This is a genomic window from Planobispora rosea (assembly GCF_014648175.1).
Lineage (GTDB): Bacteria > Actinomycetota > Actinomycetes > Streptosporangiales > Streptosporangiaceae > Planobispora > Planobispora rosea.
Map to the genome: position 1 here is coordinate 85,302 of NZ_BMQP01000026.1, position 25,454 is coordinate 110,755.

A 25,454-nucleotide genomic window follows, 5' to 3' on the forward strand; every position below is an offset into this window, starting at 1 on the left:
TAATGCGCGGAGTGCCGTTCCCGACAGCCCCGGCGATCGAGCCTCCCCCGCATCCCCGCGACCACAGCCCCCTTCCGCCGGGCACGCCTCCGCGCTGTCTCCCGCCGCATCGCCTGCTGTGCCCTCGGATTGGCGGGCCGCAACAAGCAGCCGGCCCCAAGAGGTGGATCGGCTGATTGAGCCTGGCAGCCACTCCCGGAGCGGACCAGGTCGTTCGTCCTCGCTTCGCTGCGGGCGCTCCACCTGGTCCGCTCCGCTCGCGGCCGCCCGAGACGGCTCAACCGATCCACCTCCTCGGCCCCGCACCAGCATCGCTGCTACGGGCGGAAAGGACGTGCCGTGCACATTCCCCCCGTTCTCACCACCAGACTCACCGACCTGCAGGAACAGCTGCAGCACTGGAAAGGAGCCAAGGATCGGGCGGGTGAACCCTTCTTCGACAGCCGCCGGCTCAGGCGCGAGGCCGACCTCACCATCTACAGCGCACGACGGCTGATCGAAGCGGTCGACGGTCTGCCGGCCATCGACCAGCCGCAGGGCTGGAGTGCCCTCAAGACGCCTCCTTCATCGGCGACGCCACCCTCGCCGCGGCATGACGGGGAGGAACTGTTTCGCCTGACCTACACCACCCCCTCCGGCACGATCGTCCAGGAGATGCCCGGTGAAGGCATCGAAGCGCTGGCGGCCCTGCTGGCCGCAGAGCACGACGTCACCAATATCCGCGTGCAAACCACCGGTGGCCGAGAGGTGACCGACCGGTTCGTGAGCCTCGGCGCGCTGCACTGCCCGGTGTGCGGCGGCCGCCGGTCCGTCCGCTACCTCCATGCAGAAGTCGACGACCAGGCCCGGTACTGCTGCGTTTCCTCCGAACACCAGGAGCTGGAGTTCTTCACCGCCCGCTCCCTCTGGCGTCACCCGCAGCCGCCCAAGGCCCCCGTCGCCGATGTGTCATGCGATTGCCCAGCAGGCGAGAGCACCCCCCGAGGCGAGCACGACATCAACTGCGTGAGCAGCTGGTACTGAGGTGTCCCCGAGATTCGCCCTGCCTCGATCCAGCTCATCCGCCGTCCCACGGTGCTGGCGGCCGCGGTGTGTACCGGTCCGCCTGGATCGCCGTGGTACATCTCATCCCGTCAGGAACCCAAGGGCCCGGCAGGCTGTTCCCGGGCCGGCGCGCCGGCTGACTGAGCCTGGCAGCCCCTCCCGCTGGTGTCCAGGGCATCGTCGCTTCGCTCCGAACCCTGGACACCAGCACTCGCGGCCGCCCGAGACGGCTCAGCCGGCCCCCCGACCGGCCCGCGCTCGGCACTCCACGCATCTGATCAGGAGATCTCGCGATGTCACATGGCCGCATCACTCGCTTCACCGGAGCCTCCGCGTTCCTGTCGAACTTCTCCGACATCACCGTGGAGATCGTCTCCACAGGCAATAGTCTTCCGGTCGTTTATCCGACGGCCGAACACGCCTTCAACGCCGCCAAAACCACCGACCCTGACGAACGCGCGTGGGTCATCGCCGCCCCGACCCCCGCGGAAGCCAAACGCCGCGGCCGCCGCGTGACGCTCCGCCCTCACTGGGACCACCGTGTGCGCTATCAGGCGATGGACAGCGTGCTGCGCGCCAAGTTCCCGCCCGGCCGCGAGGTCACCGCGCTGCTGCTGGCCACCGGCCAGGCCTTCCTCGAAGAGGGAAACAGCTGGCACGACAACACCTGGGGCAACTGCACCTGCGGTCGCCGGGCCTGCGCGGCGCCAGGAGCCAACTTCCTCGGTCACATGCTCATGCGGCTACGCGACATCCGCGCCGGACGCATTCCCGCCAGCAGCCCGCTCCTCGATCCCCAGCACCTGGCGCCCTGACCACGTCGCACCTGGCCGTGATCCCACTGCGGCCAGGTGCCGACCCTCTTCCTGTGCGCACCGCCTCCCGGAGGACGTCATCGCGACCAAGCCGCCCGTCACCCACTACCGGAACCCGCCCGCGTGCCAGCGGCACAACACCAGCCAGCACACCGACGACCCCGCAGATGTCACCTGCGGGGCGTGCAGAGAAACGGTGAAGTTCCGAATGGCCAACGGCGCCGACTATCGCGCGGCCGCCCGCCTCCCCTCCCCCACACGGCGAGGCCGCTCCTGAACCCTCCTCCCCTGCACCCATTGGCGACGGCAACGCTTGACCTACCGCCCCGCCCGCCTTGGCAAGCAGAGGTGCTTGCCAAGGCGGGTTTTGATCATTCCCGCTACGGCGCCCACCCACTAGAAAACTCCCCTCACGTGAGGAGGCCCGAGCATGCCCGAAACCTCTCGGTCCCCGCTCCGGACCGGGACTTCTTCTGCTGGCCACCGCTCTACCCGAGACCGAGTCTTCGCATTGAACCCGGAGAAGCCATCACGACGATGACCACGCCGATCGAGGCGGACCTCACGGAGATGCTGGCTGGCCTTTTGAAGGGCACGACCAATGAGCTCGACGGCATCCGCCAGCAGCTGGACTGGGCGGAACCGGCATGGCCAGACCTCTGACCGGGGCGGACCGAGACCGAGGCCGCCGCGACATGCCCACCCTGCTTCTTGGAGCTCCGGAACCGAGCTGGCTCAACCGCGAAGGCTCCATCTGGGAAGGCAACGAGCACATTCCCTTGTTCGTCAGCTACTCCCGGTTGCGTCGCCTGAAGCGGAAGCTGCCGCGCGCCCGGGGCCCATGGGCGCTGGACTCCAGTGGCTACATGCACCTGCGGCGCAAGAAAGCGACCGATCCGTCGGCCCGCTGGCGGATCGAGCCGCAGCAGTACCTCGACGACGTGCGCCGCTACATCGCCGAGATCGGGCAGCTGCGCTGGATCGCCCAGCAGGACTACATGTGCGAAGAAGAGGTACGCCGAAGCACCGGCCTCACCACGCGCGATCACCAGCGGCTGACCATCGAGAACCTGCTGCTGCTGCTGCGGTCACTGGCCCCTGAGCTACCGATCGTGCCCTCACTGCAGGGGTGGACCGCCGGAGATTACCGCCGCCACCGGAAGATGTACGAATCCGTCGGCATCGATCTACGCGATGAGCCGCTGGTCGGGCTGGGCAGCGTCTGCCGCCGCCAGACCAGCATCCCGATCCACCTGCTGATCAAGGAGCTGGCCGAAGACGGCATCCGCCTGCACGCCTACGGCTTCGGCATCACCGGCCTGAAAATCAGCGGCCCGTACCTGCTCTCCAGCGATTCCCAAGCCTGGTCATTCGGCGCGCGCTCCGCTTCCCTCCGCTTGCCCGGCTGCACCCACACCACCTGCAACTACTGCGCCCGGGCGGCACTCGCCTGGCACCACGAGATCATCGGCCGCGGCCTGGCCAGCGACACCTTCGCCCGCGCGGCATAACCGGCTCCGGTGCCGTTTGCGCGCCACCGCAAACCGCTCCGTTCGGCGTCGCGGCTCGCATCGGCTCCGGGCAGGGCAGTGCCGGATCCCTACGCCAACCTGCCCTGCCTTGCTCTGTCCGATCCCGCCTGCGCCTGATTCCCGCACGGGATCCGTCCCCTTCCTCTTGCCTGGTGATCAAGGAGGGTCCGCTGATGTCCCTGCCCGCCTGCCCGTCTCCTCGGGTACCCACCCAACATCCGTCGATCCCGATCCAACTGGCGGACCGGCCTACCTGGCGGGGCCTGGTCGTGCCCGCCATAACCTTGCGACACCGCAACGGCACGCCCGTTCTCGGCGAAGTCGACTCCGACACGGTGGCCGACTGCCTGATCGGTCAGCGATGCCAGCTGTGCGACCAAGGGCTGGAAGAGGTCGCGGTGCTGATGGCCCGGCCACAGGATTTCGTCCGCGGCTACGTCGACGAACCCGCCCAGCATCCGTGGTGCGCCACATACACGATCCGGGCATGCCCGATGCTGTCCGGGCGCCTGCAACGCCACCGGACCAGCCCACGCTCGGCCCGCCCATGCGGTGACCCGCGGTGTCAGTGCGCCAGCTGGAACACCACGACACCGGATGCGGTGATCCGCGCCGGGCAAGACGCCGACCCGTGGTTTTCGGTGCGGTTCTCCGCCACCGACTACACCTTGCGCCCCTCCGCGCGCGGCGCCCCCAAGGGCGTGTCACTGCGCCACCTGACCCGGTCGAAGATCCGGCTCGTTACCCCCGGCCGGCCCAGCGCCGACGACCTGGCGATCATTGCACGGCTCGGCCTGCCCTGGTCGTAGCCCGCCCGGGCCCGGCGACCAGCCGCCCTTCCCCTTCCGGGCAGCCTGCTTCAGGACTTCGCAGGCCGCCCGCCTTCGCTCCTTGCCGACCATGTCACCGCTTCCGGCGGGGTGGCCACCACCGTCGCAGCCGCCCTGCCCGGCCCACCACAGAACAGGAGAACCCCCTTTCGATGGATCCTGAGCCCTACAACGAGACCCTCCGCACCGCCATCGCCGACGCCCGCCTCGCCGACGTTGACGTGGATGTCACACCGCTGGCCCACCTGGACGCCATGGACGACGACACCGCCGTGGACGCGATCGACGACGTCTACCGGGCGATCATGCTCGACGGACTGGGCACATGAGTAGCGTCCCCATCCCCAAGCGCCTGTCGGGGTGCCCGGTGCAGGGCGGACTGGCCGTCCCCGCGGTCGCAGCCCACCACCGTGGCGGCCGGGCCCTGTTCGGCATCAACCATCCCGGCCACGTCAATACCTTCGTGCTCGGCAAGCAGTGCGGTGTGTGCGGCCAGCCGTTGTCGAGGCGGCCGGGCGGCAAGTACGCGCTGCTGCTGCGTCCGGTCGACTTCACCCGCGGCTACTCCAGCGAGCCCGCGCTGCACCCTGCCGATTGCGCCTCCTACGCCAGGCGGGCCTGTCCGCTGCTCAACGGCGACATGACCCGCTACCGGGCCACGCCCCGGGATCTGGAGGCCGAACGCTGCGGTGATCCGGCCTGCGACTGCCGGCTATGGACGAACTCCGCCGAGAGCCACGCACGGGCCGACGCAGAGGCGCCGACCTTCTACCTGGCCATCTACCGGCAGGAGGACTACCGGCCGTACTGGGGCCAGCGGCGCGGACACCACGACGTGCTGTGCGGCGTCACCGTCACCGGCATCACTCCGCTTTCGGTGCAGCGCATCACCCACGCTGAGCTGTCTCCCTTCGACATCGCCCGGGTCTTGCTGCTGAACCTGCCCCTGAAGTGAGCACACCGATGACCCCCGATCTTGATGCCGTCCACTATCTCAACCTGACCCGCGGCCTGCTGTGCGCCTCCCACGTGCCGCGCCCGCACTACCTGCGGCTGCAGTCGACCTGGTGCGAGCAAAAACGCTGGGGTGACATTCTGTGGACGCTGGGCCCGGACTTCTACCAGCACCTGGCCACCCGGCCCGTCACCGTGCACGACGTCAGCGAGCGCCCCCGTACCACCCGTGCCTGCTGGCAGGGCCTGACCTGGGTGCGTTTCGCCTGTGAACGGCTGTGGAATGCCCCACCCGGCCCGGCGATCGGCCGAAGCGGCCATGGCATGACCGACTACTTCAGCCGTGAACTCGCCGGCCTGGACCACCGCGTCAAAAAGCACGTCCGCTACTTCCGCCGCTTTCATACAGGGCAGCCTTTGCGCATCAGCATCTGCTCCGGTGCGGCCGAAACCCTCCATCCCACCAGCACCGAGGACTGATTCCGCCGCGGCCCCGGTCGGCTCCGCGACTGCCGCCCCCTGCCGGGATAACACATCCTCGCTCATCTGACCTGCGGTTGCCCCGCTATCCCGCGATCACCATGCGTTCGGCAGCAGACAGCTTCGGGCGCGCCACTCATCCTCACCGCTGATGTCGCGTCATCGTCCAAAGGAGCAGCATGAGCCCTTTCCTCACCGTCCCCAGCGTGCTGTGCATTTTCGCCATCTCGATCTTCGTCTACCTGATGAGCCATCGGCTGCGCATGCTCGCTCGCTACCAGTTCACCGCCGAGCAGCGCGCCCAGGCTCGGAATGCCGTACGCACCGAAGGCGCCGGCCAGGCCGACTACCAGCCGACCCACCCGTTCGGCTGCTTTTGGTACCTGTGCCACCCCGACCCGGAGGAGCTCACCGGCTACCGCGAGTACTACGGGTGGGCACTCACCCGCACCGGCGCCGAACGGCAGACCCATCGAGCACTCACCTCGACGGCCCGCATCCAGTGACCCTGCCGTCGGTGCCGACAGCTCTCCCACCTTCCTTCTTTGCTGCCCGCCCGGGGTGGCCACTGAGGCGACCGGCTGGAGCTCCCTGAGGTGAGAGACGGGTCATGGCCGAGCGCGTGCGCGGGCTGGGGCTTCTGGCGCCTTCTGCGGGTCTGCCACGGAACCCCGGGGCGGGGCAAGGCCGCTGCGCGGCCTCCGGCGAGCCTTGCCCCGCCCCGAGAACCCGCGGCAATGGCGACCCAGGCGCCGGGAGCCCCGCCCCTCTCCCGGTGATGGTTCCTCTTCTGGTTGGAGGTCTTCGATGGCTCGTACCCGCAAGGAGCAGCTTCGCTGGCGCATCAAGGACGCGTTCAGCGCAAAGCCGGCCGATCCGGAGCTGCTGCGGGACTGGGACCCGCTGCGCCGACTGTGGGCGGAGAACCCGGGCGTCCCCGCTGCCGTCCTCAGCTGGCGTTTCCACTGCCCGGCCCCGTCGCGTGCGGCCGTGCGCGCGGAGGGCTGGGGCCCGCAGCGGCGTGGCGTGCGCGACGCCTGCCGGCTCGCGCTGCAGGAGTACCTCGCCACCGGCGGGGTCGAGGTCGACCCGCCGACCTTCCCGCACCGCCAGGCCATCAAGGGCCGGTACTAGCAGGACGGTCTTCCCCCGTTTCTAGCGCCGGCTGCACCCTTCCGGCCCTGAGCTGGGGACCGTTCCCCGGCGCTCGTGCCGATCCTGCGGGCCTGGCCCGGAGGCGGGCCGTCGCCCTGAGCACTGCTCAGGGCGATGGCCTTTTCTTCGTCGCGAACTTCCCCTTTCCAAGGAGATCTCCATGACCGACGCCAGCGTCCGTGCTTTCGCCGAGCTCAGCGCGGCCGAGCTGCCGCCCCGCACGCTGCGGGACACCCGTGTCCTGCCGATGGCCACCGTCTCCTACGCCTCCCACGTCGGGCTGCGGCGCCGGAGCAACAACGACTACGCCACCGTGGAGACCGGAAAGCGCAGCACGGCCCTGGTCGTGGCCGATGGGGTCGGCGCGAGCCAGGACGCCTACGATGCGGCGGTCTTGGCCGCCGAGGTCGCCGCGCACACCGCCGCCCGCACCGGCCTGGCGGATCTGGCCTGCACCACCGCCCAGCACGTGCTGGCCGGTCAGATCCAAGGCGATCCCTGGCGCAATGGGTACGGAACCTCGACCTTGACCGTCGTGGCCCTGGGCAACGACGCCTCGAGCGAGGCGGCCATGTGGGTGGAGGTGGCCTGGCTCGGGGATTCGTCGGTGTGGCAGCTGCTGCACAGCGGCGAGCTGCAGCGGGTCACCAGTCCGCACAACCCGCCCGGTGACCTGCATTGCGTGCTGCGGCACGTCCTCAAGGGCGAGCCGGAGACCGTGACGCTGCATCTGGATGAGCGGCCCGTCCGCCGACTGCTGGTGTGCTCCGACGGCCTGGACGGCGACGTGGACCACGAGGTGATCGCCAACATCCTGACCGGCGCCGCAACCACCGAGCAGGCCCGCGACACCCTGGTCGACGCCGCGCTGGCGGCCGGCGGCCACGACAACATCACCGTCATCGTGGCCGACCTGGACCCAAGCACCGGCCCGGCAACGCACCTGCCCGACCAGGAGGACGACGCCCTGGTCCTTGCGGCCGGATAACCAGCTCTGGCCGGCATCGGCCGGCTGAGCTCACCGCCTGATCCCGGGGTTCCCGCCCGGCCGCCCTTCTGCCGCCCCCACCCGGCAGGAGGGCGGTCGTGCGGGCCCTTGTCCCTCGGTGGAGTCGGCCCCCGGATGCCGGCTTCACCGGAGTGGTGTACGGCGCCGGAGCCTCCCCCAGCCCTTGCGCATCCGCTTTTTCGCGACCCGCAGGAAGGATCACCATGATCGTCAGTGTCGTCGTCTGCTTCCTCAACCCCGGCCTTCTCAGCCACGACTTCGGAAAGATCATCCTGTGGGTGCAGGCGGACGATGAGATCACCGTCATCTCCGTGATGCGACACGGCGACCGCCCCAGCCGCCAGGAGCAGCACTTCGCCACCGTCGCCGCCGCCGAGAGGTTCGTGCGCGTCGAACGTTTCCGCTTCGAGATGCTGGGTCTGACCATGGACTCGGCGGAGTCCCACGTTTTTAACCGCTGCATGGTGCAGGCCGCCGTGGACATGGCCGCCGCCGGATCGTTGCCGGAGCCCGAGCGCGAATTCGTCAAGGAGTATGAGCGCGGGCTCATCGGGGAGGCAGAGCTGTTGCTTGCGCTTCACCGCTTCGAGGAGGAGCCTGCCGCGCAGGACACGCCGATACACACCCAGCCCCACCCCGTCTCCGGCAGCCCCGGTCTCTGCCCGACGTGCGGCCGGCGCCCGGGTGTCTTCACCGGCGGTGACGCCGACAGCGCGACCGTCCCCGCATGCTGCGCGTCGGTGACTCCCACCGTGGACGGTGCGGCGATGGTCCTCATCCAGGACGGCAAGCTCACCTGTCCCTACGATGACTGCGGTGCCGCCGACGACATCGTCGAGCTGGAGGTGGCCTCCCGCACCAACGAGCTGACCATCACCGAGCCGGGCCTCATCACCGTCAGCCTCGGCGACGGCGGCTTCGAGACCGACGCTTTCGAGTGCCAGCGGTGCGGCCGAGGCGTGTCCCTGCCCGACGGCTACGCCTACGTGCACAGCCCTGAGGGATGAGCGCGCCGACGAAACCCGGCGCAGCACCAGCCGCCGCGCCCCCGGCAGACAGCAGGGGCGCGGCCGCTTCTCCTCATCCATCACCCCGTCCTGGCGCTGCCTGCAGCGGCCGCCCGCCGTGCAACCGCGAGCTCCGGCGCCCGCACGCCGATCCGCCCCACCCGTAAGGAGGTGCTCTGCGCATGCTCAAGCTCACCAAGGCACAAGCCACACTGCACCGCCAGGCCGATGACCTGGTGCGCTCGTCAGAGCCTTTGTCGGAGGAGGAGGTCGAGTTCGTCCTGGCGCACTGGCAGGAGGCCTCCACCATCACCAATCCGTTGGACGGGGCGTTTTTCACCCCGCGAGAGCTGGCGCGGGATCTGGCATTGCACATCGGCGGCTGCCGCGTCATCGACTTGTGCGCTGGCATCGGCCACCTGGCGTGGGGCTATCGGCAGCGCTACGTCACCGACTGGGAGCGTGACAAGGCGCCCCTGCAGCTGGTGTGCGTGGAAAAGAACCCCGCCTACGTCGAAGTCGGCCGCCGGCTGCTGCCCGAGGCCCGGTGGATCTGCGCCGATGTCTTCGACCTTCCCCAGCTTGACCTGGGGCGCTTTGATGCGGCGCTGGCCAACCCTCCCTTCGGCTTCGTCACCCGCGGCGGCCTCCGATCGCCCCGCTATCGCGGCAACCGGATCGAATACCACGTCATCGACCTGGCCGCCGACCTGGCCGACCGTGGGGCGTTCATCCTCCCGCAGACGCTGGCGCCGTTTTGCTACAGCGGTCCCCGTCCCTCCCAGTGGGACTACCCGCAGGTCTACCGCCACTTCACCGCGCAGACCGGCATCAAGCTGCGCTTCAACGTCGGCATCGACACGGCCTGCTATCCGGGCTGGCGCGGCGTCGCGCCCCTCACCGAGATCGTCACCGTCGATTTCCGTGAGCGCTCTGACCCGGTGGCCCGGCCCGGCCGACGAACCACCTCCCGGCGCACCACGCGGGCGCAGCGACCAGTCAGCGACGCGCTGTTTTAACCCCGCAGCCGGCCACCTTTGCCGCCCCCCTCGTGCCCCCGCACGCCGAGGCGGGCCCTTGATCACCCGGGGTGTCTTCACATTCGCGGTGGATACGCCGCAAGCGCTCCGCCGGCAACCAGTGACGGCCTGAAGAGCGCCGACGCTACGACCCCGCCATCACAGCAGACCCCTGGCACCGGCTGCACCTTCTCACACGCCCTGCCCCCTTTTCTCTGGAGAAGACATGACCTTGACGGCACCCCTGACGACCGCGCCGCCGTCGGCTGACCCCGGCGACGGCAGCGGCACCGCGGCCCGGCTGCGGGCCATCATCGGCGAGGTCGGCGCCCGCTACCTGGAGCGCGCCGAGGTGGTTCACGCGCTGGTGGCCTGCCTGCTGGCCGGCCAGCACAGCTTGCTGCTGGGTCCGCCCGGCACCGCCAAGTCCGAGCTGGCCCGGGAGCTGACCGGGCGCATCACCGGCGCCCGCTTCTGGGAGATCCTGCTGAGCACGTACACCGACCCCAAGGCCATCTTCGGGCCGATCGACGTGGCCGCGCTGATGCAGGGCAGCTACCAGCAGATCTGGGACGGCCGCGCCACCCAGGCCGACATCGCCTTCATCGATGAGATCTTCAAGTGCGGGCCCGGCGCGTTGAACGCGATGCTGGCCTTCCTCAATGAGCGCCTCTACCACCCCGAGGCCGGCGGTGCCCCCATCCCGTGTCCGTTGCTGGCCGCGATCACCGCCAGCAACGAGCTGCCCTCCGGTGAAGACAGCGCGGCCGTCTACGACCGGCTGCTGGTCCGCATCCAGGTCGGCTACCTGGCCGAGGTGAGTAACTTCGCCCACCTGATGCGCTCCGCCACGCTCCCGGCCGTCCCGGCCGTCCCGGCCGCCCCGCCAACCACGGTGACCTTGGCCGACCTGCAGGCCGCGGTGCGCATCCACGTGCCGGCCATCACCATCCCCGAGACCGTCGTGGAGGCCGTGTGCACGTTGCGGGCCGCGCTGCACCGCGCTGAGATCATCGCCTCCGACCGCCGTTGGCGGCTGGCGATGCGGCTGCTGCAGGCGTGTGCCTTCCTGGCCGGGCGCCGTCAGGTCGACATCAGCGATCTGGCGATCCTGACGCATGTGCTGTGGAACTCTCCGGCCGAGCGGCCGACGACGCAAAAGCAGGTGCTGAAGATCGTCAACCCCGACGCGGGCGAGGCGCTCGATCTGCTCAAGGCCATCGAGGAACTGAACACTGAACTGGACGGCAAGCTCGGACGCTCTCGAGAGGAACTGTCGGAGTGGGCGGCTAGAGAGGCCAATCCCAAGCTCGCCCGGGCCGGCCATCGGCTGGAGGAACTGCATCAGCAGTCCCAGGCGGCCGGCCGGTCGACGGCCGCTCTCGATGAGGTGATCACCCGCTACCGCGCCGTTCACACCCGCCTCATGACCGAGGCACTGGGCATCAGTTCCCGCATGGCCAGCACTGTTGTCTGAACCCGCAAAGGAGGGTGCCTTCGGGCCCGGGCGCGGTGCGCTATCGAGGCGCACCGCGGTCAGGTCGATACGGGCGCCGGTCTCCCGCCGCGCCGCCCGGCTGCCCCCCGGGGGGAAGCGGAGTCATCGAAGGCGGCCCTGCCTCGCCTGCGTCCACCTCACCCGCTGACCCACCTGTGATACGACCTTCGGAGTGCCGCCATGCGCGTGAACGCCAAACTCAAGGACCTCGCGGCCCGGGCCGGACGCTGCCTCGGCCTGGCCCGCACCCCCGCTACGCATACCCAGGTCATCGAGGCCGACCGCTTCGACGAGATGACCTGGCGGGAAACCCTCACCCAGGCGACAGCACTGCGGCGGCTGGCCGACGACTTGGCCGACCGCCACCACTACACCACCGACCTGGTGCGCGATGTATGGACCGCCGCCTACAAGACGGCACCCCAGCTGCGCACCCGCGCGCAGGTCGACCCCTCGCGCGCGGTGAACCACCAGGTGATCTCTGCGCTGGTCGATACGCCGGAGTTCATCGAACTGCGCCGCACTACCATCGGCGATGCCTATGCCGCGGCGATGGCGGTGCTCGCGCACGGATCGGCGCTGCGCGAGATGCTGGAGCACTCCCGCGACAGCCAGCAGGCAGCCGAAGCCGCGCAGCAGGCGCGCCAGCAGGCCGTCCAGGCCGCCCAGCGGGTGCAGGCCGCACTCGAGGCCGTCAACGCCGACGCCGACGTCGGCGACGTCGCTGTCCAGCAGCTCGAAACGGCGCTGGCGGCGGCCGAGGCCGCCTTCGACGCTGTCGGCCAGGCCGAGGCACATACCCAGGGGGCACTTGAGCAGGCGGCACCCGGCATCCGTGCGGCGGCCCGCACCGGCACCGCCGCGGCCACGCAGCAGGCCCGCGCCGAGACCGCGCAGATGGCCGCCTGGGGCATCGATGCCGGGCGCTTGCGGCGGATGAGTTTTGCCGAGCGGGCCGAGCTCGCCCAGTTGATCACCGGCCACCGGCTGGCCGCCTTCACCGAGCTGATCGGCCGATTTCGGGCGATGGCGGCCGGGGAGCGGGCCCGCCGCATCCCGCACGCCCGCGGAGAGCTGGCCGGCATCACCGTCGGCGATGACCTGGCCCACCTGGTGCCTTCCGAACTGGCGGCACTGGCGGTGCCGGCGCTGCGGGCCGATTTCGCCGCCCGGCTAGCCGAAGGCCGGCTGATGGTCTACGACACCCAAGGCGAGGAGCAGGCCGGCAACGGCGCGATCATCGCCCTGGTGGACTGCTCGGGCTCCATGACCCGGCAAGAAGACGGGATCTCCCGGGAGGCCTGGGCAAAAGCGTGCGCGCTGGCGCTGCTGGACCAGGCCCGTGCCGCCGGCCGCCACTTCGTCGGCATCCTGTTCGCCTCCGCCGGCCAGCGGCAGATCTTCGACTTCCCCCGCGGCCAGGCCCCTCTGCCCCAGGTGCTGGAGTTCGCCGAGCACTTCTTCGACGGCGGCACCGATTTCGCCGGGCCCCTGGAGGCAGCCGCCGACATCCTGGCCGAGAGCTACGACGTCGACGACCTCAGCCACGGCGACATCGTGCTGATCACCGACGGCGAATGCGACCTCACACCGGAGTGGATGACCCGCTGGCAGCAGCGCAAAACCGCCGTGGGCTTTCGGGTGTTCGGGGTGTCGGTTGCGCACCGGCCCGGCCGCATCCTGGCCGAGCTGTGCGACGACGTGCGCCACATCACCGACCTCGCCGACGTCGAGGCCCCCCGATCGATGTTCCGCCTCATCTAAGGCCGCTGCCCACGCTGATCCGCACGCAGCCACCGCCCCCTGTTCCTCCCCCCCTTCGCCCGGGCTCCCCGCGCCCTGGCGCACCGTCCCCCGCCGCAAGGAGAGCACTGCCATGTCCCACTCGACGCTGACCGCCATCCCCGCCCAGACCACAGCCACCCGCCGCGGCAGCGCCGGTGCCGCCGCCGGATTGGCCGCCTACACCACCGCGATGGAACGAGGCGACGCCCCCCTGTTCGGCTACCTGGTGATGTACTCCATCTACGGCACCGAGACCGGCGTCAGCCACCAGGAGCTGCAGCGCTGGTTCACCGAGCTCGGCCTGCACCAGGACTTTCTGCCTGCACCGATTACCCCGCTGAACGCCTATGAGCGCGTCACCGGCAAAACCGGGGTGCGCACCAGCTACCGGCTGCCAGAGTCGACGCCGCTGTCGGGAGAGAAGGTCGAAGCCACCCTCATGATCCGTCACGTGAGCCGGGAGCCCCACCAGATCACCCGGCACCTGGTACGGGAAGTACGCGACGAGGGCCGCTTGCAGCTGTCCTACGACCCCGGCCTGGCCGAGATCATCTTTCAGCGCGCCGACCGGCGCCAGCCCGGCGCCGGAAGCCTGCAGATCGTCCCCAACGCCGCCGCCATCGCCGCCCTGGCCCCGCCCGAGCAGGACACAGTGCGCGCCACCCTGGCCGAGGTAGAGGACGCCTACCGGCGCCAGTGCCACTTCTACAGCGGCGATCAGCTGCGCACCCTGATTCGCACCTACATCGAGGCACTCCACGCCGTGCGGGTACGCCCCAGCGGCGGGGTCTACTTCGTGCACCGCGCGCACGCCGCACCCCTGGCCGGCCTGCGGGAGCTGGTCGCACGCTTCGGCGCCGGCAGCAGCCTCACCCGGGTACCCCTGCCCGACGACGAAGAGATGCGCGAGATGGTCATCGACGCCTTCACCACCAAGGCGGAAGAGGAGCTGACCAGGCTCAGCCTGGAGATCGCCACTGCCCGCGCCGAGGGTGCCTCACAGGCCCAGGTGCAGGCCCTGCTGCGGCGCTTCGACGCGGTCAAGGACTCCACCACCGAGCACTCGGCGCGGCTGGCCACCAGCCTCAAGAGCACCGAAGCAGCCCTGCAACTGGTCCATGCGCAGATGGCCAGCCTGCTGACCAGCGCCTGTTAACCCCATCACCCCGGCCAGCGTCAACTGACATCTCCGCGACAAAGCAGCCGCCGAACCGAGGCCGCGAGCCCAGGTACCTGCCCCCGCTGACGGCGCGGGGACCGGCCTCGACTCCCTGCAAGGATGCGGCCCCGGCATCGGGCCGCAAGGCGGGCGGACCCCCCCGCCCACTCATGATCTTTTGCGCCCTCCGCCGTTGACACTCTCTCCCGGGCGGTGACGGGCGCAAAACATCATGACCGGGCGGCCGCCCGCCTTGCCGCCCGAGCCTTCCGGGGCCGCCTGCGGGAGTCGTTCGAGGCCGATCCCCGCGCCGCCCTCCGCTGGCTGCGCCTCAAGACATCACATTCTGGGAGAACGCTCATGTTTATCAAGTGCGGAAACTGCCACAGGCGCCACTCCAGCATCGCGGCCGTACGCGCGTGCTCCCAGGGCAGTGAAATCTCATCATGCTCATGGCTGGTCGACACCGGCCACTGCACCGAGGACGGCGAGGCAGTCATCGTCGAGTGCGGCGCCGATTCCTGGACCACCGACCGGGGCTGGCGCTGCGCCACCGGACACAGCCACGTGCCGGCCGACATCCGCTACCAGGAAGGCTGGGACTACGTCACCGCGGATGAGGCCGCAGGCTTCGCCAACGAAACCGGACGCCTGCCCGTGCTGATGAACGGCCATCCCTAGGTGCCATAGCCCTTGCGCGCGCAGCGCTCCCTGTCGCTATGAGGTGGTCTGCTTTCGCATCGGCGAGCCCCACCCATACGAACGCCGCAGCCTCGGCATCTCTAGCCCAGTTCTCCATCAGCTGTTCAACATCGGCCCCGAAAGGACCAGCGACGAGTATGGACGTCACGGCCTTAATTACCCGCACCGAGATCCGCAAGATCGTGGGTCTGCTCGGCATCACCCCCGAGGATCCCCATCCCAACGTGTCGATCCGCGCCACAACGATCAACGGCATCCAGGCGAGCCCCGTCAGTATCGAGCGGGCCGCCCACGCAGTCGCCGAATTGCGTCAGGAACAAGACGAAGACGACTTCGACCCCAGCGACTATCCGGACCTATTCCGCACCGCCCATACCACCGGCGGAGCGGCGACGGCTATTGAGGAGCACGATCCGGAGGCGGACCGGCGCGTCGCCGCTGAGATCGTTCGTATGCTGACCGAGAGGTTCGCCCTGTGATGGGCTGTGGAAATCTCCTGACCGGCATCTTCGCCGACCACCGCTTCCCCGGGGCGGCCGCATGACCGCCGCCCGCACCTATGTCTCTGTCGATGTCCGCACCACCGGCCAGCCCGGCCTGCTGGTGGCCGTGGGTCGCCTGCACCTGGAGCTCGACGTCCTGGACACCGACATCACCGAGTACGTACCCGGCCGCCCCAGGGAGCGCGGCCCGCGCTACGACCCCGAAGCTCTCGACCTCGACGACCCCGTCGAGGCCGTCGTGCTTCGCGTCTGGGAGCGTGTCGTGGCCGAGCCCGCCGATCCGCTTGATCCGATGCGAGCCGCGCTCAGCGCATGGCAACAGGCCCGCGTCAAGGCCGCCCACAGCGAGGCGCCCGACGACCACCAGCGTGCCGACGACCTCGCTCACGAAGTCGCCGAGCTGTTCGCGCCGTACTTCCTGCCCTCCACCGACAGCCCGGACAGCAGTACGGCTGAGCAGCAGTCCGAAACCGAACGGGATGCCCTGGTGGCCCATGCCGAAGAACTCGGCCTCACCCCCGATGATCTTTTCGGGCTCGTTCACGACATCGCCGGCAAAGCCGCCTCCGAAGCCAACAACAACGGCCTGCACGCGCAGATCGCCCACCTGATAGCGCACCTGGGCGCGGAGCAAACCCGCGGGCTCCTGGACCAGGAGCAGCCCTCCGGCCCTTCTGCCAGCGCCTGACCGTCCATCAAGGGACCGGTGTGTCCCGCACCGTCCCTTCTGTTTGCGGGAGAACCCCTTCATGATCGACGCCCGTCCTGTCGAACTGACCGAAAAGCAATGGGAAGCGATCCTGTCCCACCCCGACGTCGACGATGTCACCGTCGGATGTTTCGATGACGTGGAAAGCATTCTCCGGCTCGCCCGCGAGCAGCTTGTCCACATCCCCGACGATGATCCGCTGCACTGCCCCACGCTGGCGGACATCTGTCTGTGGGATACCAGCGACGCCGACAACGACGACTTGATGCTCACCGTGGACCTGCCCGGTGGACTCCGGCTGGCCACCGAGCTCATCAAGATGCAGGTCTTCAAGACCTCCAACGGCACCCCGGGCGAACCTGTCGTGCGCGATGTCCTCAGCGAGATTCTCACCTACCGCAACCGGCTCCTGGCCGATCTCGCCTCCGCCAAGACCACCACCGGCGACGGCTCGACCACCGCCCCGGAGACCGCCCGCGTCCGCGACGCCGAGATCCGCATCTTCAACCGCGCCCCAGACTCCGACGACGCCAGCGACATGTACGTCATGGAAGTTCTCGGCGTCAGCCTGCTTGTGCGCGAGCGCCAGGGCGAACCCGGGGACGTGTACGTCCATATCGACAACGAGAGCCGACCGTCCACAGCCCTGGCGGTCGAGGTCTGCAACGCCGGAGAAACCGATTACCGGATCTGACGCTTCGCCTTCGACCTCACCCCCAGGGGTGGCGCATCCTGCGCCGCCCCTGACTCATTTCTCCCCTCGGAGTCAGCGATGACGGTCCTTCCTCCCGCCACCCTCGATAGGGTCTCCCCCATCGAGGCCGCCCGCGATTGCCTGAGCGCCGGCGGCACCCTCATCCAGGCGCTGAAGACCCTGGCCCGCGTCGCCGCTCACCGCATCGGCGGTGACGCCTACCCCTTGCTGTGCCAGGAGGTGTTCGCCGCCGTCAAAGGCCGCGCACCCGGGCACGTGGCCAGCGACACGGTCCTGGACGGGCTGACCGCAGAGGCCCAGCAGGAGGTCTTGGCCGCGCTGGCGAACAGCTTCCCGCTCGCCCATGACGTTCTCAGCTCCGACTACTGTGCCGCAGCCCACCGGAGCGCCAGCTTCCTGTCCGCGATCGACCCCGAGACCCTGCCCGCCGTGTCCGTGGCCGGCGCTCTGACCTTCGCCTACCTGGACCCGGAGACCAGGGCCGTGTGCGTCTCCGTTGACCTGGACAGCACCTGGAGCGAGCTCATCCGCGCCGACGGCACGGCCCCGCTGCGCATCACCGTCGGCGGGATGACCCTCTTCGACGACAGCGACCAGGCCCGCGCCGCCGGTGCCACCGTTCCGACGGCGCTGCCCGGCATCGCCGGTGAGTTTTCCCCCGATGAGCTCGACTGCCTGGTGCGTACCGCGGGCGAGGCGGCCGGCGGCGGCAACGCCCTGGGCGATGAGACCCTCAGCCGCCGCCAGATCGCCCTCGCCGAACGCGCCTACCGCCTGCATCTGGCCGACTTCTCCGGGGAAGACACCCCCGGCGCCATGATCAGCACATCCGCTGCCCCCGGCCCGCGCGAGAACAGCCCCGCAACGACCCGCCTTGACCTCACCGCCTCCCACCCGCAGCAGGACCTACAGGATCGCGCCCGCCAGCTGCAGCATGACCTGGTCACCGCCGCCCGTGACGAGCACCTGAAGGCGTGCCTGGCCGCCGTTGCCCATCGGATCCGCCGCTGTATCCCGGACGCCCGCGAAATCAGCCTCGAGCTCGGCCTGTGCAAGACACCTCTGTGCTACACGCTGCACGGTGAAGTGCTGGCCATCCACGACAGCGAGCGCACCGTCTGGCACCGTGACAACGAGGCGCAGCAGTAGCTGTTGCCGGTGCGGGACGCCGCTATCGTCGCCGACCAACTGGAGCAGGCGCTGGCGTTCGGCTTCACCGCCGACCAGCTAACGCGGGCCGGATGGCGCTACAGGTATGAGGCCAACAGCAGCGGCAGCGGCCAGGACGTGTGGCATGTCCAGCTTCCCCTCACCGTAGCGGACCTGCGTCGGAAGCTGCAGGGCATCGCTGACCTGCTTGAGGCCTGACCCGCTCTGCCACCCCGATGCACAGACGTCCACGTTCGGATCCACCCCGACCAGGTAGGCGTCAGCCGCTTCCGAGCAGCAGTTGGCTCTGACCTCCGCGCAGCTCAGCGCCCCGGGCCATGACCAGGCCGCAGGTCGACACGCAGAGGGTTCCCGGCACCAGGGCCTGGATCTACCCCGGAACCTCCGCGCGCCGGAAGGCCACGCCTTCGGCGGACCTTCCGGCGCTCCGAGAACCCGGGGTCGGGACGATCCAGGCGCCGGGAACCCGCGCCGCTTCCCCCAGCGAGTAAGGAGGTACGACCATGAGCAGTGACCCGTCACAGATCCTGCGCATGTTCTATCGCGATCTGATTCAGCAGCTCACCGGGATGGAGGGGGTGGCCGAGGTACGGCTGGCACCCCACGATCCCGACGATCGCGATCCCCAGCGGCTGACCGCCGCTGTCGTGCTGCCCGCCGGTCAGGCCGACGACGACGTGATCGTGATCGAGGTCAGCCTTCCCGATCCCGGCTACGACATGCGGACCTGGCCCGAGGCCGCTGCAGTCGACCGGCCCGCCTTCTAAAGGCACGCAGCGGGGCCTCGTTTCACCCTCAGGGGCACGACGTGAGGCCCACGACCACTGGCGGGCCCGAGCCCCATCCCTGACCCCTCGCGCACCCCGGACCGTGCCCCTCCGCGCGGCGTCGCCCCGCATGCCCAGGTCTCGGCCTCGGCGTGCATCCTTTTCGGAAAGGACGCAGTGTTCGTGAGCACGCACATGCGAAATCCCGGTGATCCGCAGACGCCCTGGCGTGTCGAGCCCGGCGAGCGGCTGCTGCGGTCGCACATCCACGACCGCTACGGCGGCCGCATTCACACGATGATCTCTCCCTGTAAGTCCCGCTCAGCGAACATCCTGCTGTTTTCCGACCCGCAGCCCTACCCCGGGTGCTACAACGGCTGGGACGACGAGGGCCGCTTCCACTTCCACGGCGAAGGACTCGAAGGCGACCAGGAGTTGCGGCAGGGCAATCTCGCCCTGCGCGACCATGCGGTCGACGGCGGTCGGCCGCTGCGGCTGTTTGTTCCGGTGCCCGGTACTCAGCAGTGGGAGTACCTCGGCCGCTTCCGCCTGGATGACCGGCCCACCAGCAGCCCGTGGCCCGGTGTGTTGATGAGCGAAGGCCCCGACCGCTGCGGCCAGGTCCGCAGCGTGCTGGTGTTCTTGCTGGTCAGTCATCCCGATCAGGCCACCACGATCCTGCAGGAGACCCCGACCAGCTGGATCGTCGCATGCGAACGTACCGGCTGCTCCCGCAGAATGATCAACCCCAAGCGCATCGGCCGTCCCGCCGACCACCAGGCCCTGGACCCCGACAGCAGCACGACCACCTGGATCGAGCAGCCCTACCCGATGCAGCGCTGGTGCTGGGAGCACCCGCCACCGCAGGCCCAGCGCGCCCTCGCCCGTCAGCAAACGCCCCGTACCGGCCCGGCCACTGTCGAAGGCCGACCGCCCTCCCTTGGGGCCGCCGTTCCCCGCATCTCAGGCTGATCCGAAAGGGCAACGCCATGAGTTCTGCGTGCCACCACTTCTTCTCCCACTGGACCACCGAAGAAGAGCGGCAGACGATCACCGCCGCTCTCGACCAAGCCCTCCAAACCGGCGATAGCGTCGGCGTCTACATCGCGCTCGCCCAGCTCACGCAGCCCTGCGACGCCCGCCGCTCCCTAGCCGCCCGCACGACCCGCACCGACATCGACGGCGCCCATGATCCCGAGTGACGTCCCTGCACTCAAGGTCACCCCGCAAGAGGTCACCGACCATATCGATGCCATCAACACGCGGCTGGGCTGGCCCCGCCGACTGCTGAACCCGTGCCCCGGCTCCATGGTCGCCACCTACGAGCCCGTCGACGGTATCGACGTCACCGTCGGCCAGCGGGTCGAGGTCCGCATTGCCGGGGTACTGGTCGGCGTCGGTGAGCGCTGGCGCGCCCTGGGCAACGCCGCGGTGCGCTGTCTACTGCCGCATGATTCCGCCCTGCAGGACCCCTACCAGATCGCCCTGAACCAGGGCGGGGCCATCAACGCCTACCAGCTGCATCTGCTGATCCGCCACGGTACTCATCGTCACAAATGCAGCGCCCTGTTTCCTCGTGAGCACCGGTGCTGCATCTGCCGCGCTGCTCGCACCGGCTGACACTGCGAACCCTGGATCCTCTCAGCCGAGCATGAACCAACACACCTATGAAAGAGATCGCTATGCCGACGATGTACAAGAGAACATTTCCGCAGGTTCCGGCGAACCGGTGGAACGCGGAGTCCCACGGCTCGGCAGGGGACGTGGACGAAAGAACAGCGAAGTCCTTCTACTCCATCGACGCCGCCACCCCTGAAGAAGCGGAACTGAGGGTCCTCGCCTGGATCGATCACGACTATGAGGACGACCTGCGTCATGCGGAAGCCACGGCCGACCCCGTGCCGGTGGCACCCGGCCGGTGGAGAGTCACCCTCGAGTTCGACACCCGCGAAGAGTAGTTCTCCAGCCAGCGCACCTCCGCGAGGAACACTGGCCGGCGGTGCAGAAAGACTCCTGCGCCGCAGATCGGGTCCAACCGCCTGATCGCTGAGGCCTCCACGCCACCAGTGACAGCCGGGGAAGGGCTCCCGGGGCGCTCCGGCGCCCCGAAGGCCCACACGCCGAAAGCCGAAAGGGGGCCTGTCGTGCCCAAGCGATACGAAGACGTAGACGTCACCGACGTCGAGGTGGAGATTCTCACCCCTGAGACCGACCCCGATGACCACAGCCTCGACCTGAACACCGGAAACTACGCCCTGGCGATCGGCAACCCATGGTCGTCAGCTTTTGCGCTCACGGGATCGCCTGAAGATCTGTGGGCATTCATGTTGCGGATCTTCACCCTGCTCCAGCAAGAGTTGCCAGATGCCCCCAGGCACGACCGCACACCGCCGCCCGTGCGCGGAAGGTCGGCACGAGCCACCGCAGGGACGCTCAGCACACAACTGCGCCAGTTCCCGCCCGAGTACGAGGTGTGGGTCAGCACGCCCGCCACGCCCGAGGGTTATCAGCCCCTCACCGGCGACCTTGCCCTCGGCAGCGACCCTGACCCGGCACCCGGTGACCCTCGGCGCTTCATCGTCGCAGGTACCGGACCTTGCGGTACGGCGGGGGCCGGTGGGCAGCCCAGCGGCGGATCCGGCAGGGCGCACCCGCAGGAAACCGGATGAGCCGCCAGCTGGCCCTGGAAGTCTCCCCTGCGGTCGCCTTCTACCAAACGCCAGTGGCCGAGGCGGAGGAACTCCTGATCACCTGGCGGCATCCCCTGCACCTGCCCGATGACGAATACCCCGCCGGCCGGCCCTACCGCCGCCCGTTCGGCAGCCTGGCGTTCGTGATGGAAGAGCGCGGCCGACGCGCGGCCGCCGTCGTGCTGGCCAGCACCATCAACCCCAGCGTGTGCCAATCGCAGGGTCTGAACAGGTACAACACCGTCGACCTTGCCCGCATCGCGCGTAGCCCGGACCGCCGCGACCGCCACTGCCTGCGGGCGGTGCTGCGCATCACCCGCGACTATCTTGCGCCGCTGTGGCTGGGGAGGTTTCCCGGCTGGGATGCGCGCAGCGCTGAGCTGTGCGGACGACCGCAGATCGAGGCGCTGGCGAGCACCAGCCTGCCCGGCACGCCCGGCCGGCTGTACCGATTCGACGGCTTCGAGCGCATCCGCACCTCCACCGGCGCCAAAGGCGGAGGCCACCAGCGGCCCAGCGCCGCCAACGCCATCGCCGATGGCGCACGCGGCCTGTGGGTGTATCGCTATCCGCAGCCCTTACGCCTGGTCGGCCGGTCGGGAAAGTCCCAGGCCGGCTGACCGGTCGACATGAGACGGACGGCACTGACGCCGGTCAGCCTGCGCGGACCCTCATCGCATCCAGACCGCAATCCCGGCGGGAACGCTGCGCGGCCGACCGAGTACTCCCGGCGCCTTTCCCGGAGGTACTCCGGAACCTCGGTACGCCGGAAGGCCAGGCCGCTACGCGCTCGCCCTGCCGGCGAGCCCTCCGGCCTACCGAGAACCCGGTGTCTTCCACTCCCCGGCGCCGGGCGCACCCCCGGATCCGGTCGAGGACCGGACAACCCCATGGGGCATTACTACCGACCACTCCGCGTCCGGGTCCGCAGGAAGGACACCATGAATCCGATCAGTGAAACGATCGTGGGCGAGCACATCATCAACGATCGGCGGCTCCTGGTGGAGCTCGCCACCTGGCCCGATGGCGGTCGCAGCTACCACCTCATCGACGCCGAGACCAAGGTCACACTCACCGCGCTCAGCGCATACGACAGCTACCCCTCCGAGCAGCAGATGACGGAGGAAGTCGAAAAGTACAACGACCATGCCAGAGAGCTGACGCGCCAAGAGCGCCGTGAACGCCAGCTCAAGATCGACGCCATGCGTGCGCTAGCAGAGCTCGCAGCCGAGATCGAAGAGCTGACGGCCAGAGACGTGTCTTTCGACACCCTCATCTCCCGAGTGCGCGGCCTGGCCACCTGCCATCGGCTCACTGCGATCGGCTCGGCCGGAGCCGACGCAGGGTTCGACCCGAAACGGCATCAGATGATCTGCGGCAATGCTGAACCCGGTACGGCCGTCGTCATCCACCGTCCCGGATATACCTGGCGGCATGCCGACGAAGAGATCGTTCTCAGCAAAGCATTGGTGGGAGCCAAGCAGCCTGCCGCTTCCTGACCCGGCGGCAACACGATCCGCTGTCGTCACCCACCGGTGATTTTCTTCCCCTCCCGGCTCGCTCATCCACCGGCCGGGAGGGGAACGCCGGCCCCGTCACGGCCTGCCCCGCAGTTCGGAAAATGGGCGGCCGCCATCCATCGCAGAGCGGTTTTGTCCCGCCGCCCGAGACGAAACGCACGATAAGGAGCCGCACACCGCATGCGCGTCGAGACCCTGCCCTTAGAAGCCAACGGACACCTCATCTCCCGCAAGAGCCAGGTGAAGGTGCTTCGGCCCTTCGACGGTGAGAAGCCGCTGATCTTGAGCGCCGAGTATTGCTGCGCTGTCTGCGGTGCCTGGCCGACGTTCGCCATCACGAAGGACACCGTCCGGGTGCAGGAGCCCTGTCCCTATCCGGACGGCATCACCACCACGATCACGCTCGCCGTGCCGTCAGGGAAGTTGCTGGTCACCGACGACCTGCGTCCCGTCTACGACTGGAACGACGAAAGCTTCGCCAGTTACAACACGGCCCTCGGCAAAGCCCAGGCGATCGAGGCCATGGCCGCCATCGGCTGCGCCTACGGCCCGACCAGTAACTGCGGTCTGGGCCTGTATCGCACGGGCCCCGACAGCTACATCATCGCCACTGCGAGCCTCGACGAAGCCGACAACCCGTCGCCTCCCGACAGCGCCTGCCTGGCCAGCATCTGCACCGATCTGTGGGCCTACTCCTGTGCGGACTTCGAGCACTGGAAGGCCCGGGGCGGTGACCCCGGCACGCTTGACTGGAGCGACACCGTCGTAGATGTGGCACCGGGGACGTACCGATTCATCCACCACTCCGGAGAACGCGGCTTCGACCGTGATGCCATCGGAACCGTGATCTGGGCGCACGTCGAGCGGATCACCTGAACGACAAACTCAGCGGCACCGCCGTGTCAGGGCGCCTTGGGACCGGAGCGCGACGCCAGCCGGAACCTCCCACGCCCAAGCGGTCAACACCGGGCCTTCGTCGCCCGCAGACCTCGCCGCAAGGGCTCTTCCGCATGCCGGTCCACACCCGAGAAAGGAAGCCGTGAGATGACCGATTGTGGCGGGACCGCCTCCGCTCGCCCCGTTCCTCCCATGGGGGATCGTGTCCCTGCCGCTGGCGCAGCCACCCCGATGGTTCCACCCGCTCATGGGCTCGCCCTGGCTGCCTTGTCCGGCTGGCAGTACCTGAGCTGCGGCTGTGTGGTGTGTTACCAGGGCTCCCGGGGCCGGCCGTCCCTGTACTTCTCGGTGAGAACGCAGTGCCCGCAGGCCGAAGACCTGGACGAGGCCCACATGGAGTACGTCCTGGCCGACCTCGATCCCGACCGGCTGCCCCGCAGCCACGCTGAGCGCATGGCCGCCATCGCCGCCCGGCGCGAGCTGTACATCGCGACCATGCTGCACTACGGACCCGATCCCGCGATCGATCCGCAGGGGTTCCAGCAGTGGACGACCGCGGCAGAACACCAGATCCCCCGCTACGGCTTCACCCCCACCGGCCGCGCCATCCACACCGAAAACGACCCCGACTACGGCCGCCCCTGGTGCGCGTGCGGGTTCACCTGGGCGGACAACCACCGTCCCGGCGACGGCACCGGATGCCCCGAGCACCTGGTGCCCCGGCACATCCGCAATCCCGCCCTCGACACCCCCGCTGATCAGGAGTATCGCGCCCGCTACGAAAAGGCGTTCGCCGCATTCGCCGAGCGCCGCGCCCAGCGGGCGCGCCGCACCTTCCGTTGTGTCTCCTAAAGGACCCCGCTGTGACCGACCTCACCAAATGGCCCCGCCTCCTCGTTGTCGGTGACGCCGTCACCCGCGAACAGGCGAACGAGATCCTCATCCGCACCAACACCCGGCACATGCACACCAACGACCGCGTCTGGGAAACCACCGTCCACGACCTGTTCGGCATCGCCCGCGACAAGCACGGACACCCCGACTGGAAATCCGCCCAGGCATTCCACGACCGGTACGGCGTCTTGGACCTCACCTACCTCGCCAACCAGCGCATCGCTTCCTCCTGGCTCGGCGGCGCCTACGGCTGGTGCGACTGGGACGGCACGATCGGCTGCTCGAACTACAACATCGGCAAATGGCCCACGGTCGAAGACGTCACCGAAGAGTGGCAGGCCATCGCCGCCGCGTTCCCCTACCTGACCCTGCACGCCCAACTCGTCACCGACGAAGGCGAAGGCCACATCGCCGCCACATGGGCGGTCAAGGACGGCAAGACCGCACTCGTTGAGCCGGTCGGGCAGATCGCTTCCATCTCCGACGATGTCGCGGCCATGGCCGCCGGCCTTTTCCTCGGTACCCGCACCGAGCGAGGCGTCTCCCTCGACCGGCTGCGCGAAGCATTGGCCCAGCTCGCCACCTGACATCCCTGGTGAA

33 protein-coding genes are annotated in these 25,454 nt (G+C 69.0%); all 33 read left to right on the plus strand.

The features are described from left to right. Positions 1–339: 339 nt before the first annotated feature. A complete protein-coding gene (locus IEZ08_RS24470; protein ID WP_189243031.1) occupies positions 340–1,023 on the plus strand; it encodes a hypothetical protein in 684 nt (227 codons plus the stop codon). Positions 1,024–1,337: 314 nt separating this feature from the next. Next, a complete protein-coding gene (locus tag IEZ08_RS24475; protein ID WP_189243032.1) occupies positions 1,338–1,859 on the plus strand; it encodes an NADAR family protein in 522 nt (173 codons plus the stop codon). Positions 1,860–2,396: 537 nt separating this feature from the next. Next, entirely contained in the window at positions 2,397–2,522 is a 126-nt protein-coding gene (locus tag IEZ08_RS40330; RefSeq protein WP_268249360.1) for a hypothetical protein, read from the plus strand. 32 nt (positions 2,523–2,554) lie between these two features. Continuing rightward, positions 2,555–3,370, plus strand: coding sequence for a deazapurine DNA modification protein DpdA family protein (locus IEZ08_RS24480; RefSeq protein WP_203863480.1), 816 nt, complete (start codon positions 2,555–2,557; stop codon positions 3,368–3,370). Between the two features lie 194 nt (positions 3,371–3,564). Continuing rightward, positions 3,565–4,200 (plus strand): hypothetical protein, encoded by a 636-nt coding sequence (locus IEZ08_RS24485; protein WP_189243033.1) that lies wholly within the window; start codon positions 3,565–3,567, stop codon positions 4,198–4,200. Positions 4,201–4,373: 173 nt separating this feature from the next. Next, positions 4,374–4,550, plus strand: coding sequence for a hypothetical protein (locus IEZ08_RS24490; protein WP_189243034.1), 177 nt, complete (start codon positions 4,374–4,376; stop codon positions 4,548–4,550). After that, positions 4,547–5,176 carry a hypothetical protein gene (locus IEZ08_RS24495; RefSeq protein WP_189243035.1) on the plus strand — a complete coding sequence of 210 codons (630 nt, stop codon included), beginning with the start codon at positions 4,547–4,549 and terminating at the stop codon, positions 5,174–5,176. The genes IEZ08_RS24490 and IEZ08_RS24495 overlap by 4 nt, the downstream gene beginning before the upstream one ends. Positions 5,177–5,184: 8 nt before the next feature. Further along, the gene (locus IEZ08_RS24500; RefSeq protein WP_189243036.1) at positions 5,185–5,655 is read left to right on the plus strand and encodes a hypothetical protein; all 471 of its coding nucleotides are present in this window, start codon (positions 5,185–5,187) and stop codon (positions 5,653–5,655) included. Between the two features lie 179 nt (positions 5,656–5,834). Next, positions 5,835–6,161 carry a hypothetical protein gene (locus tag IEZ08_RS24505; protein ID WP_189243037.1) on the plus strand — a complete coding sequence of 109 codons (327 nt, stop codon included), beginning with the start codon at positions 5,835–5,837 and terminating at the stop codon, positions 6,159–6,161. 301 nt (positions 6,162–6,462) lie between these two features. Continuing rightward, a complete protein-coding gene (locus IEZ08_RS24510; RefSeq protein WP_189243038.1) occupies positions 6,463–6,789 on the plus strand; it encodes a hypothetical protein in 327 nt (108 codons plus the stop codon). Between the two features lie 181 nt (positions 6,790–6,970). Next, positions 6,971–7,798: a PP2C family protein-serine/threonine phosphatase gene (locus IEZ08_RS24515; protein ID WP_189243039.1), complete on the plus strand. Its 828-nt coding sequence runs from the start codon at positions 6,971–6,973 to the stop codon at positions 7,796–7,798. Positions 7,799–8,022: 224 nt separating this feature from the next. After that, entirely contained in the window at positions 8,023–8,826 is an 804-nt protein-coding gene (locus IEZ08_RS24520; RefSeq protein ID WP_189243040.1) for a hypothetical protein, read from the plus strand. Between the two features lie 182 nt (positions 8,827–9,008). Further along, positions 9,009–9,845, plus strand: coding sequence for a class I SAM-dependent methyltransferase (locus IEZ08_RS24525; RefSeq protein WP_189243041.1), 837 nt, complete (start codon positions 9,009–9,011; stop codon positions 9,843–9,845). Between the two features lie 226 nt (positions 9,846–10,071). Then, positions 10,072–11,322 carry an AAA family ATPase gene (locus tag IEZ08_RS24530; RefSeq protein ID WP_189243042.1) on the plus strand — a complete coding sequence of 417 codons (1,251 nt, stop codon included), beginning with the start codon at positions 10,072–10,074 and terminating at the stop codon, positions 11,320–11,322. A 201-nt stretch (positions 11,323–11,523) separates the two neighbouring features. Then, complete coding sequence (locus IEZ08_RS24535; RefSeq protein ID WP_189243043.1) at positions 11,524–13,107, plus strand: VWA domain-containing protein; 1,584 nt, start codon at positions 11,524–11,526, stop codon at positions 13,105–13,107. Between the two features lie 112 nt (positions 13,108–13,219). After that, on the plus strand, positions 13,220–14,284 hold the full coding sequence (locus IEZ08_RS24540) for a DUF6744 family protein (protein ID WP_189243044.1): 1,065 nt from the start codon (positions 13,220–13,222) through the stop codon (positions 14,282–14,284). A 216-nt stretch (positions 14,285–14,500) separates the two neighbouring features. Next, positions 14,501–14,968: a hypothetical protein gene (locus IEZ08_RS24545; protein WP_189243045.1), complete on the plus strand. Its 468-nt coding sequence runs from the start codon at positions 14,501–14,503 to the stop codon at positions 14,966–14,968. 158 nt (positions 14,969–15,126) lie between these two features. Next, on the plus strand, positions 15,127–15,468 hold the full coding sequence (locus IEZ08_RS24550; protein WP_189243046.1) for a hypothetical protein: 342 nt from the start codon (positions 15,127–15,129) through the stop codon (positions 15,466–15,468). A gap of 61 nt (positions 15,469–15,529) precedes the next feature. Beyond that, the gene (locus tag IEZ08_RS24555; RefSeq protein ID WP_189243047.1) at positions 15,530–16,180 is read left to right on the plus strand and encodes a hypothetical protein; all 651 of its coding nucleotides are present in this window, start codon (positions 15,530–15,532) and stop codon (positions 16,178–16,180) included. Positions 16,181–16,241: 61 nt separating this feature from the next. Further along, a complete protein-coding gene (locus tag IEZ08_RS24560; protein ID WP_189243048.1) occupies positions 16,242–16,895 on the plus strand; it encodes a hypothetical protein in 654 nt (217 codons plus the stop codon). A 78-nt stretch (positions 16,896–16,973) separates the two neighbouring features. Next, positions 16,974–18,065, plus strand: coding sequence for a hypothetical protein (locus IEZ08_RS24565; protein ID WP_189243049.1), 1,092 nt, complete (start codon positions 16,974–16,976; stop codon positions 18,063–18,065). A 3-nt stretch (positions 18,066–18,068) separates the two neighbouring features. Beyond that, positions 18,069–18,284: a hypothetical protein gene (locus IEZ08_RS24570; RefSeq protein WP_189243050.1), complete on the plus strand. Its 216-nt coding sequence runs from the start codon at positions 18,069–18,071 to the stop codon at positions 18,282–18,284. 305 nt (positions 18,285–18,589) lie between these two features. Next, a complete protein-coding gene (locus tag IEZ08_RS24575) occupies positions 18,590–18,853 on the plus strand; it encodes a hypothetical protein (protein ID WP_189243051.1) in 264 nt (87 codons plus the stop codon). 183 nt (positions 18,854–19,036) lie between these two features. Then, on the plus strand, positions 19,037–19,825 hold the full coding sequence (locus IEZ08_RS24580; protein WP_189243052.1) for an SRA domain-containing endonuclease: 789 nt from the start codon (positions 19,037–19,039) through the stop codon (positions 19,823–19,825). Positions 19,826–19,842: 17 nt separating this feature from the next. Further along, complete coding sequence (locus tag IEZ08_RS24585) at positions 19,843–20,055, plus strand: hypothetical protein (RefSeq protein WP_189243053.1); 213 nt, start codon at positions 19,843–19,845, stop codon at positions 20,053–20,055. Next, entirely contained in the window at positions 20,042–20,473 is a 432-nt protein-coding gene (locus IEZ08_RS24590; protein ID WP_189243054.1) for a hypothetical protein, read from the plus strand. Before IEZ08_RS24585 ends, IEZ08_RS24590 begins: the two co-directional genes overlap by 14 nt. A 62-nt stretch (positions 20,474–20,535) precedes the next feature. Continuing rightward, complete coding sequence (locus IEZ08_RS24595) at positions 20,536–20,811, plus strand: hypothetical protein (RefSeq protein ID WP_189243055.1); 276 nt, start codon at positions 20,536–20,538, stop codon at positions 20,809–20,811. A 186-nt stretch (positions 20,812–20,997) separates the two neighbouring features. Continuing rightward, positions 20,998–21,522 carry a hypothetical protein gene (locus IEZ08_RS24600; protein WP_189243056.1) on the plus strand — a complete coding sequence of 175 codons (525 nt, stop codon included), beginning with the start codon at positions 20,998–21,000 and terminating at the stop codon, positions 21,520–21,522. Then, entirely contained in the window at positions 21,519–22,163 is a 645-nt protein-coding gene (locus IEZ08_RS24605) for a hypothetical protein (RefSeq protein ID WP_189243057.1), read from the plus strand. Before IEZ08_RS24600 ends, IEZ08_RS24605 begins: the two co-directional genes overlap by 4 nt. Before the next feature lie 321 nt (positions 22,164–22,484). Continuing rightward, positions 22,485–23,042: a hypothetical protein gene (locus IEZ08_RS24610; protein WP_189243058.1), complete on the plus strand. Its 558-nt coding sequence runs from the start codon at positions 22,485–22,487 to the stop codon at positions 23,040–23,042. A 201-nt stretch (positions 23,043–23,243) separates the two neighbouring features. After that, positions 23,244–23,939, plus strand: coding sequence for a hypothetical protein (locus IEZ08_RS24615; protein ID WP_189243059.1), 696 nt, complete (start codon positions 23,244–23,246; stop codon positions 23,937–23,939). Positions 23,940–24,308: 369 nt separating this feature from the next. Continuing rightward, on the plus strand, positions 24,309–24,812 hold the full coding sequence (locus tag IEZ08_RS24620; RefSeq protein ID WP_189243060.1) for a hypothetical protein: 504 nt from the start codon (positions 24,309–24,311) through the stop codon (positions 24,810–24,812). Positions 24,813–24,823: 11 nt separating this feature from the next. Beyond that, the gene (locus IEZ08_RS24625) at positions 24,824–25,441 is read left to right on the plus strand and encodes a hypothetical protein (protein ID WP_189243061.1); all 618 of its coding nucleotides are present in this window, start codon (positions 24,824–24,826) and stop codon (positions 25,439–25,441) included. The last annotated feature ends 13 nt before the right edge of the window (positions 25,442–25,454 follow it).

Excerpts from the sequence above, each read along its gene's own strand:
- IEZ08_RS24490 (WP_189243034.1), top strand. The coding sequence starts at position 4,374 with ATGGATCCTGAGCCCTACAACGAGACCCTCCGCACCGCCATCGCCGAC.
- IEZ08_RS24480 (WP_203863480.1), top strand. The coding sequence starts at position 2,555 with ATGCCCACCCTGCTTCTTGGAGCTCCGGAACCGAGCTGGCTCAACCGC.
- IEZ08_RS24605 (WP_189243057.1), top strand. The coding sequence starts at position 21,519 with ATGAGCCGCCAGCTGGCCCTGGAAGTCTCCCCTGCGGTCGCCTTCTAC.
- IEZ08_RS24590 (WP_189243054.1), top strand. The coding sequence starts at position 20,042 with ATGATCCCGAGTGACGTCCCTGCACTCAAGGTCACCCCGCAAGAGGTC.
- IEZ08_RS24610 (WP_189243058.1), top strand. The coding sequence starts at position 22,485 with ATGAATCCGATCAGTGAAACGATCGTGGGCGAGCACATCATCAACGAT.
- IEZ08_RS24585 (WP_189243053.1), top strand. The coding sequence starts at position 19,843 with ATGAGTTCTGCGTGCCACCACTTCTTCTCCCACTGGACCACCGAAGAA.
- IEZ08_RS24530 (WP_189243042.1), top strand. The coding sequence starts at position 10,072 with ATGACCTTGACGGCACCCCTGACGACCGCGCCGCCGTCGGCTGACCCC.
- IEZ08_RS40330 (WP_268249360.1), top strand. The coding sequence starts at position 2,397 with ATGACCACGCCGATCGAGGCGGACCTCACGGAGATGCTGGCTGGCCTT.
- IEZ08_RS24525 (WP_189243041.1), top strand. The coding sequence starts at position 9,009 with ATGCTCAAGCTCACCAAGGCACAAGCCACACTGCACCGCCAGGCCGAT.
- IEZ08_RS24495 (WP_189243035.1), top strand. The coding sequence starts at position 4,547 with ATGAGTAGCGTCCCCATCCCCAAGCGCCTGTCGGGGTGCCCGGTGCAG.
- IEZ08_RS24560 (WP_189243048.1), top strand. The coding sequence starts at position 16,242 with ATGATCGACGCCCGTCCTGTCGAACTGACCGAAAAGCAATGGGAAGCG.
- IEZ08_RS24555 (WP_189243047.1), top strand. The coding sequence starts at position 15,530 with ATGACCGCCGCCCGCACCTATGTCTCTGTCGATGTCCGCACCACCGGC.
- IEZ08_RS24485 (WP_189243033.1), top strand. The coding sequence starts at position 3,565 with ATGTCCCTGCCCGCCTGCCCGTCTCCTCGGGTACCCACCCAACATCCG.
- IEZ08_RS24520 (WP_189243040.1), top strand. The coding sequence starts at position 8,023 with ATGATCGTCAGTGTCGTCGTCTGCTTCCTCAACCCCGGCCTTCTCAGC.
- IEZ08_RS24540 (WP_189243044.1), top strand. The coding sequence starts at position 13,220 with ATGTCCCACTCGACGCTGACCGCCATCCCCGCCCAGACCACAGCCACC.
- IEZ08_RS24510 (WP_189243038.1), top strand. The coding sequence starts at position 6,463 with ATGGCTCGTACCCGCAAGGAGCAGCTTCGCTGGCGCATCAAGGACGCG.
- IEZ08_RS24595 (WP_189243055.1), top strand. The coding sequence starts at position 20,536 with ATGCCGACGATGTACAAGAGAACATTTCCGCAGGTTCCGGCGAACCGG.
- IEZ08_RS24515 (WP_189243039.1), top strand. The coding sequence starts at position 6,971 with ATGACCGACGCCAGCGTCCGTGCTTTCGCCGAGCTCAGCGCGGCCGAG.
- IEZ08_RS24475 (WP_189243032.1), top strand. The coding sequence starts at position 1,338 with ATGTCACATGGCCGCATCACTCGCTTCACCGGAGCCTCCGCGTTCCTG.
- IEZ08_RS24565 (WP_189243049.1), top strand. The coding sequence starts at position 16,974 with ATGACGGTCCTTCCTCCCGCCACCCTCGATAGGGTCTCCCCCATCGAG.
- IEZ08_RS24550 (WP_189243046.1), top strand. The coding sequence starts at position 15,127 with ATGGACGTCACGGCCTTAATTACCCGCACCGAGATCCGCAAGATCGTG.
- IEZ08_RS24505 (WP_189243037.1), top strand. The coding sequence starts at position 5,835 with ATGAGCCCTTTCCTCACCGTCCCCAGCGTGCTGTGCATTTTCGCCATC.
- IEZ08_RS24535 (WP_189243043.1), top strand. The coding sequence starts at position 11,524 with ATGCGCGTGAACGCCAAACTCAAGGACCTCGCGGCCCGGGCCGGACGC.
- IEZ08_RS24615 (WP_189243059.1), top strand. The coding sequence starts at position 23,244 with ATGCGCGTCGAGACCCTGCCCTTAGAAGCCAACGGACACCTCATCTCC.
- IEZ08_RS24500 (WP_189243036.1), top strand. The coding sequence starts at position 5,185 with ATGACCCCCGATCTTGATGCCGTCCACTATCTCAACCTGACCCGCGGC.
- IEZ08_RS24575 (WP_189243051.1), top strand. The coding sequence starts at position 18,590 with ATGAGCAGTGACCCGTCACAGATCCTGCGCATGTTCTATCGCGATCTG.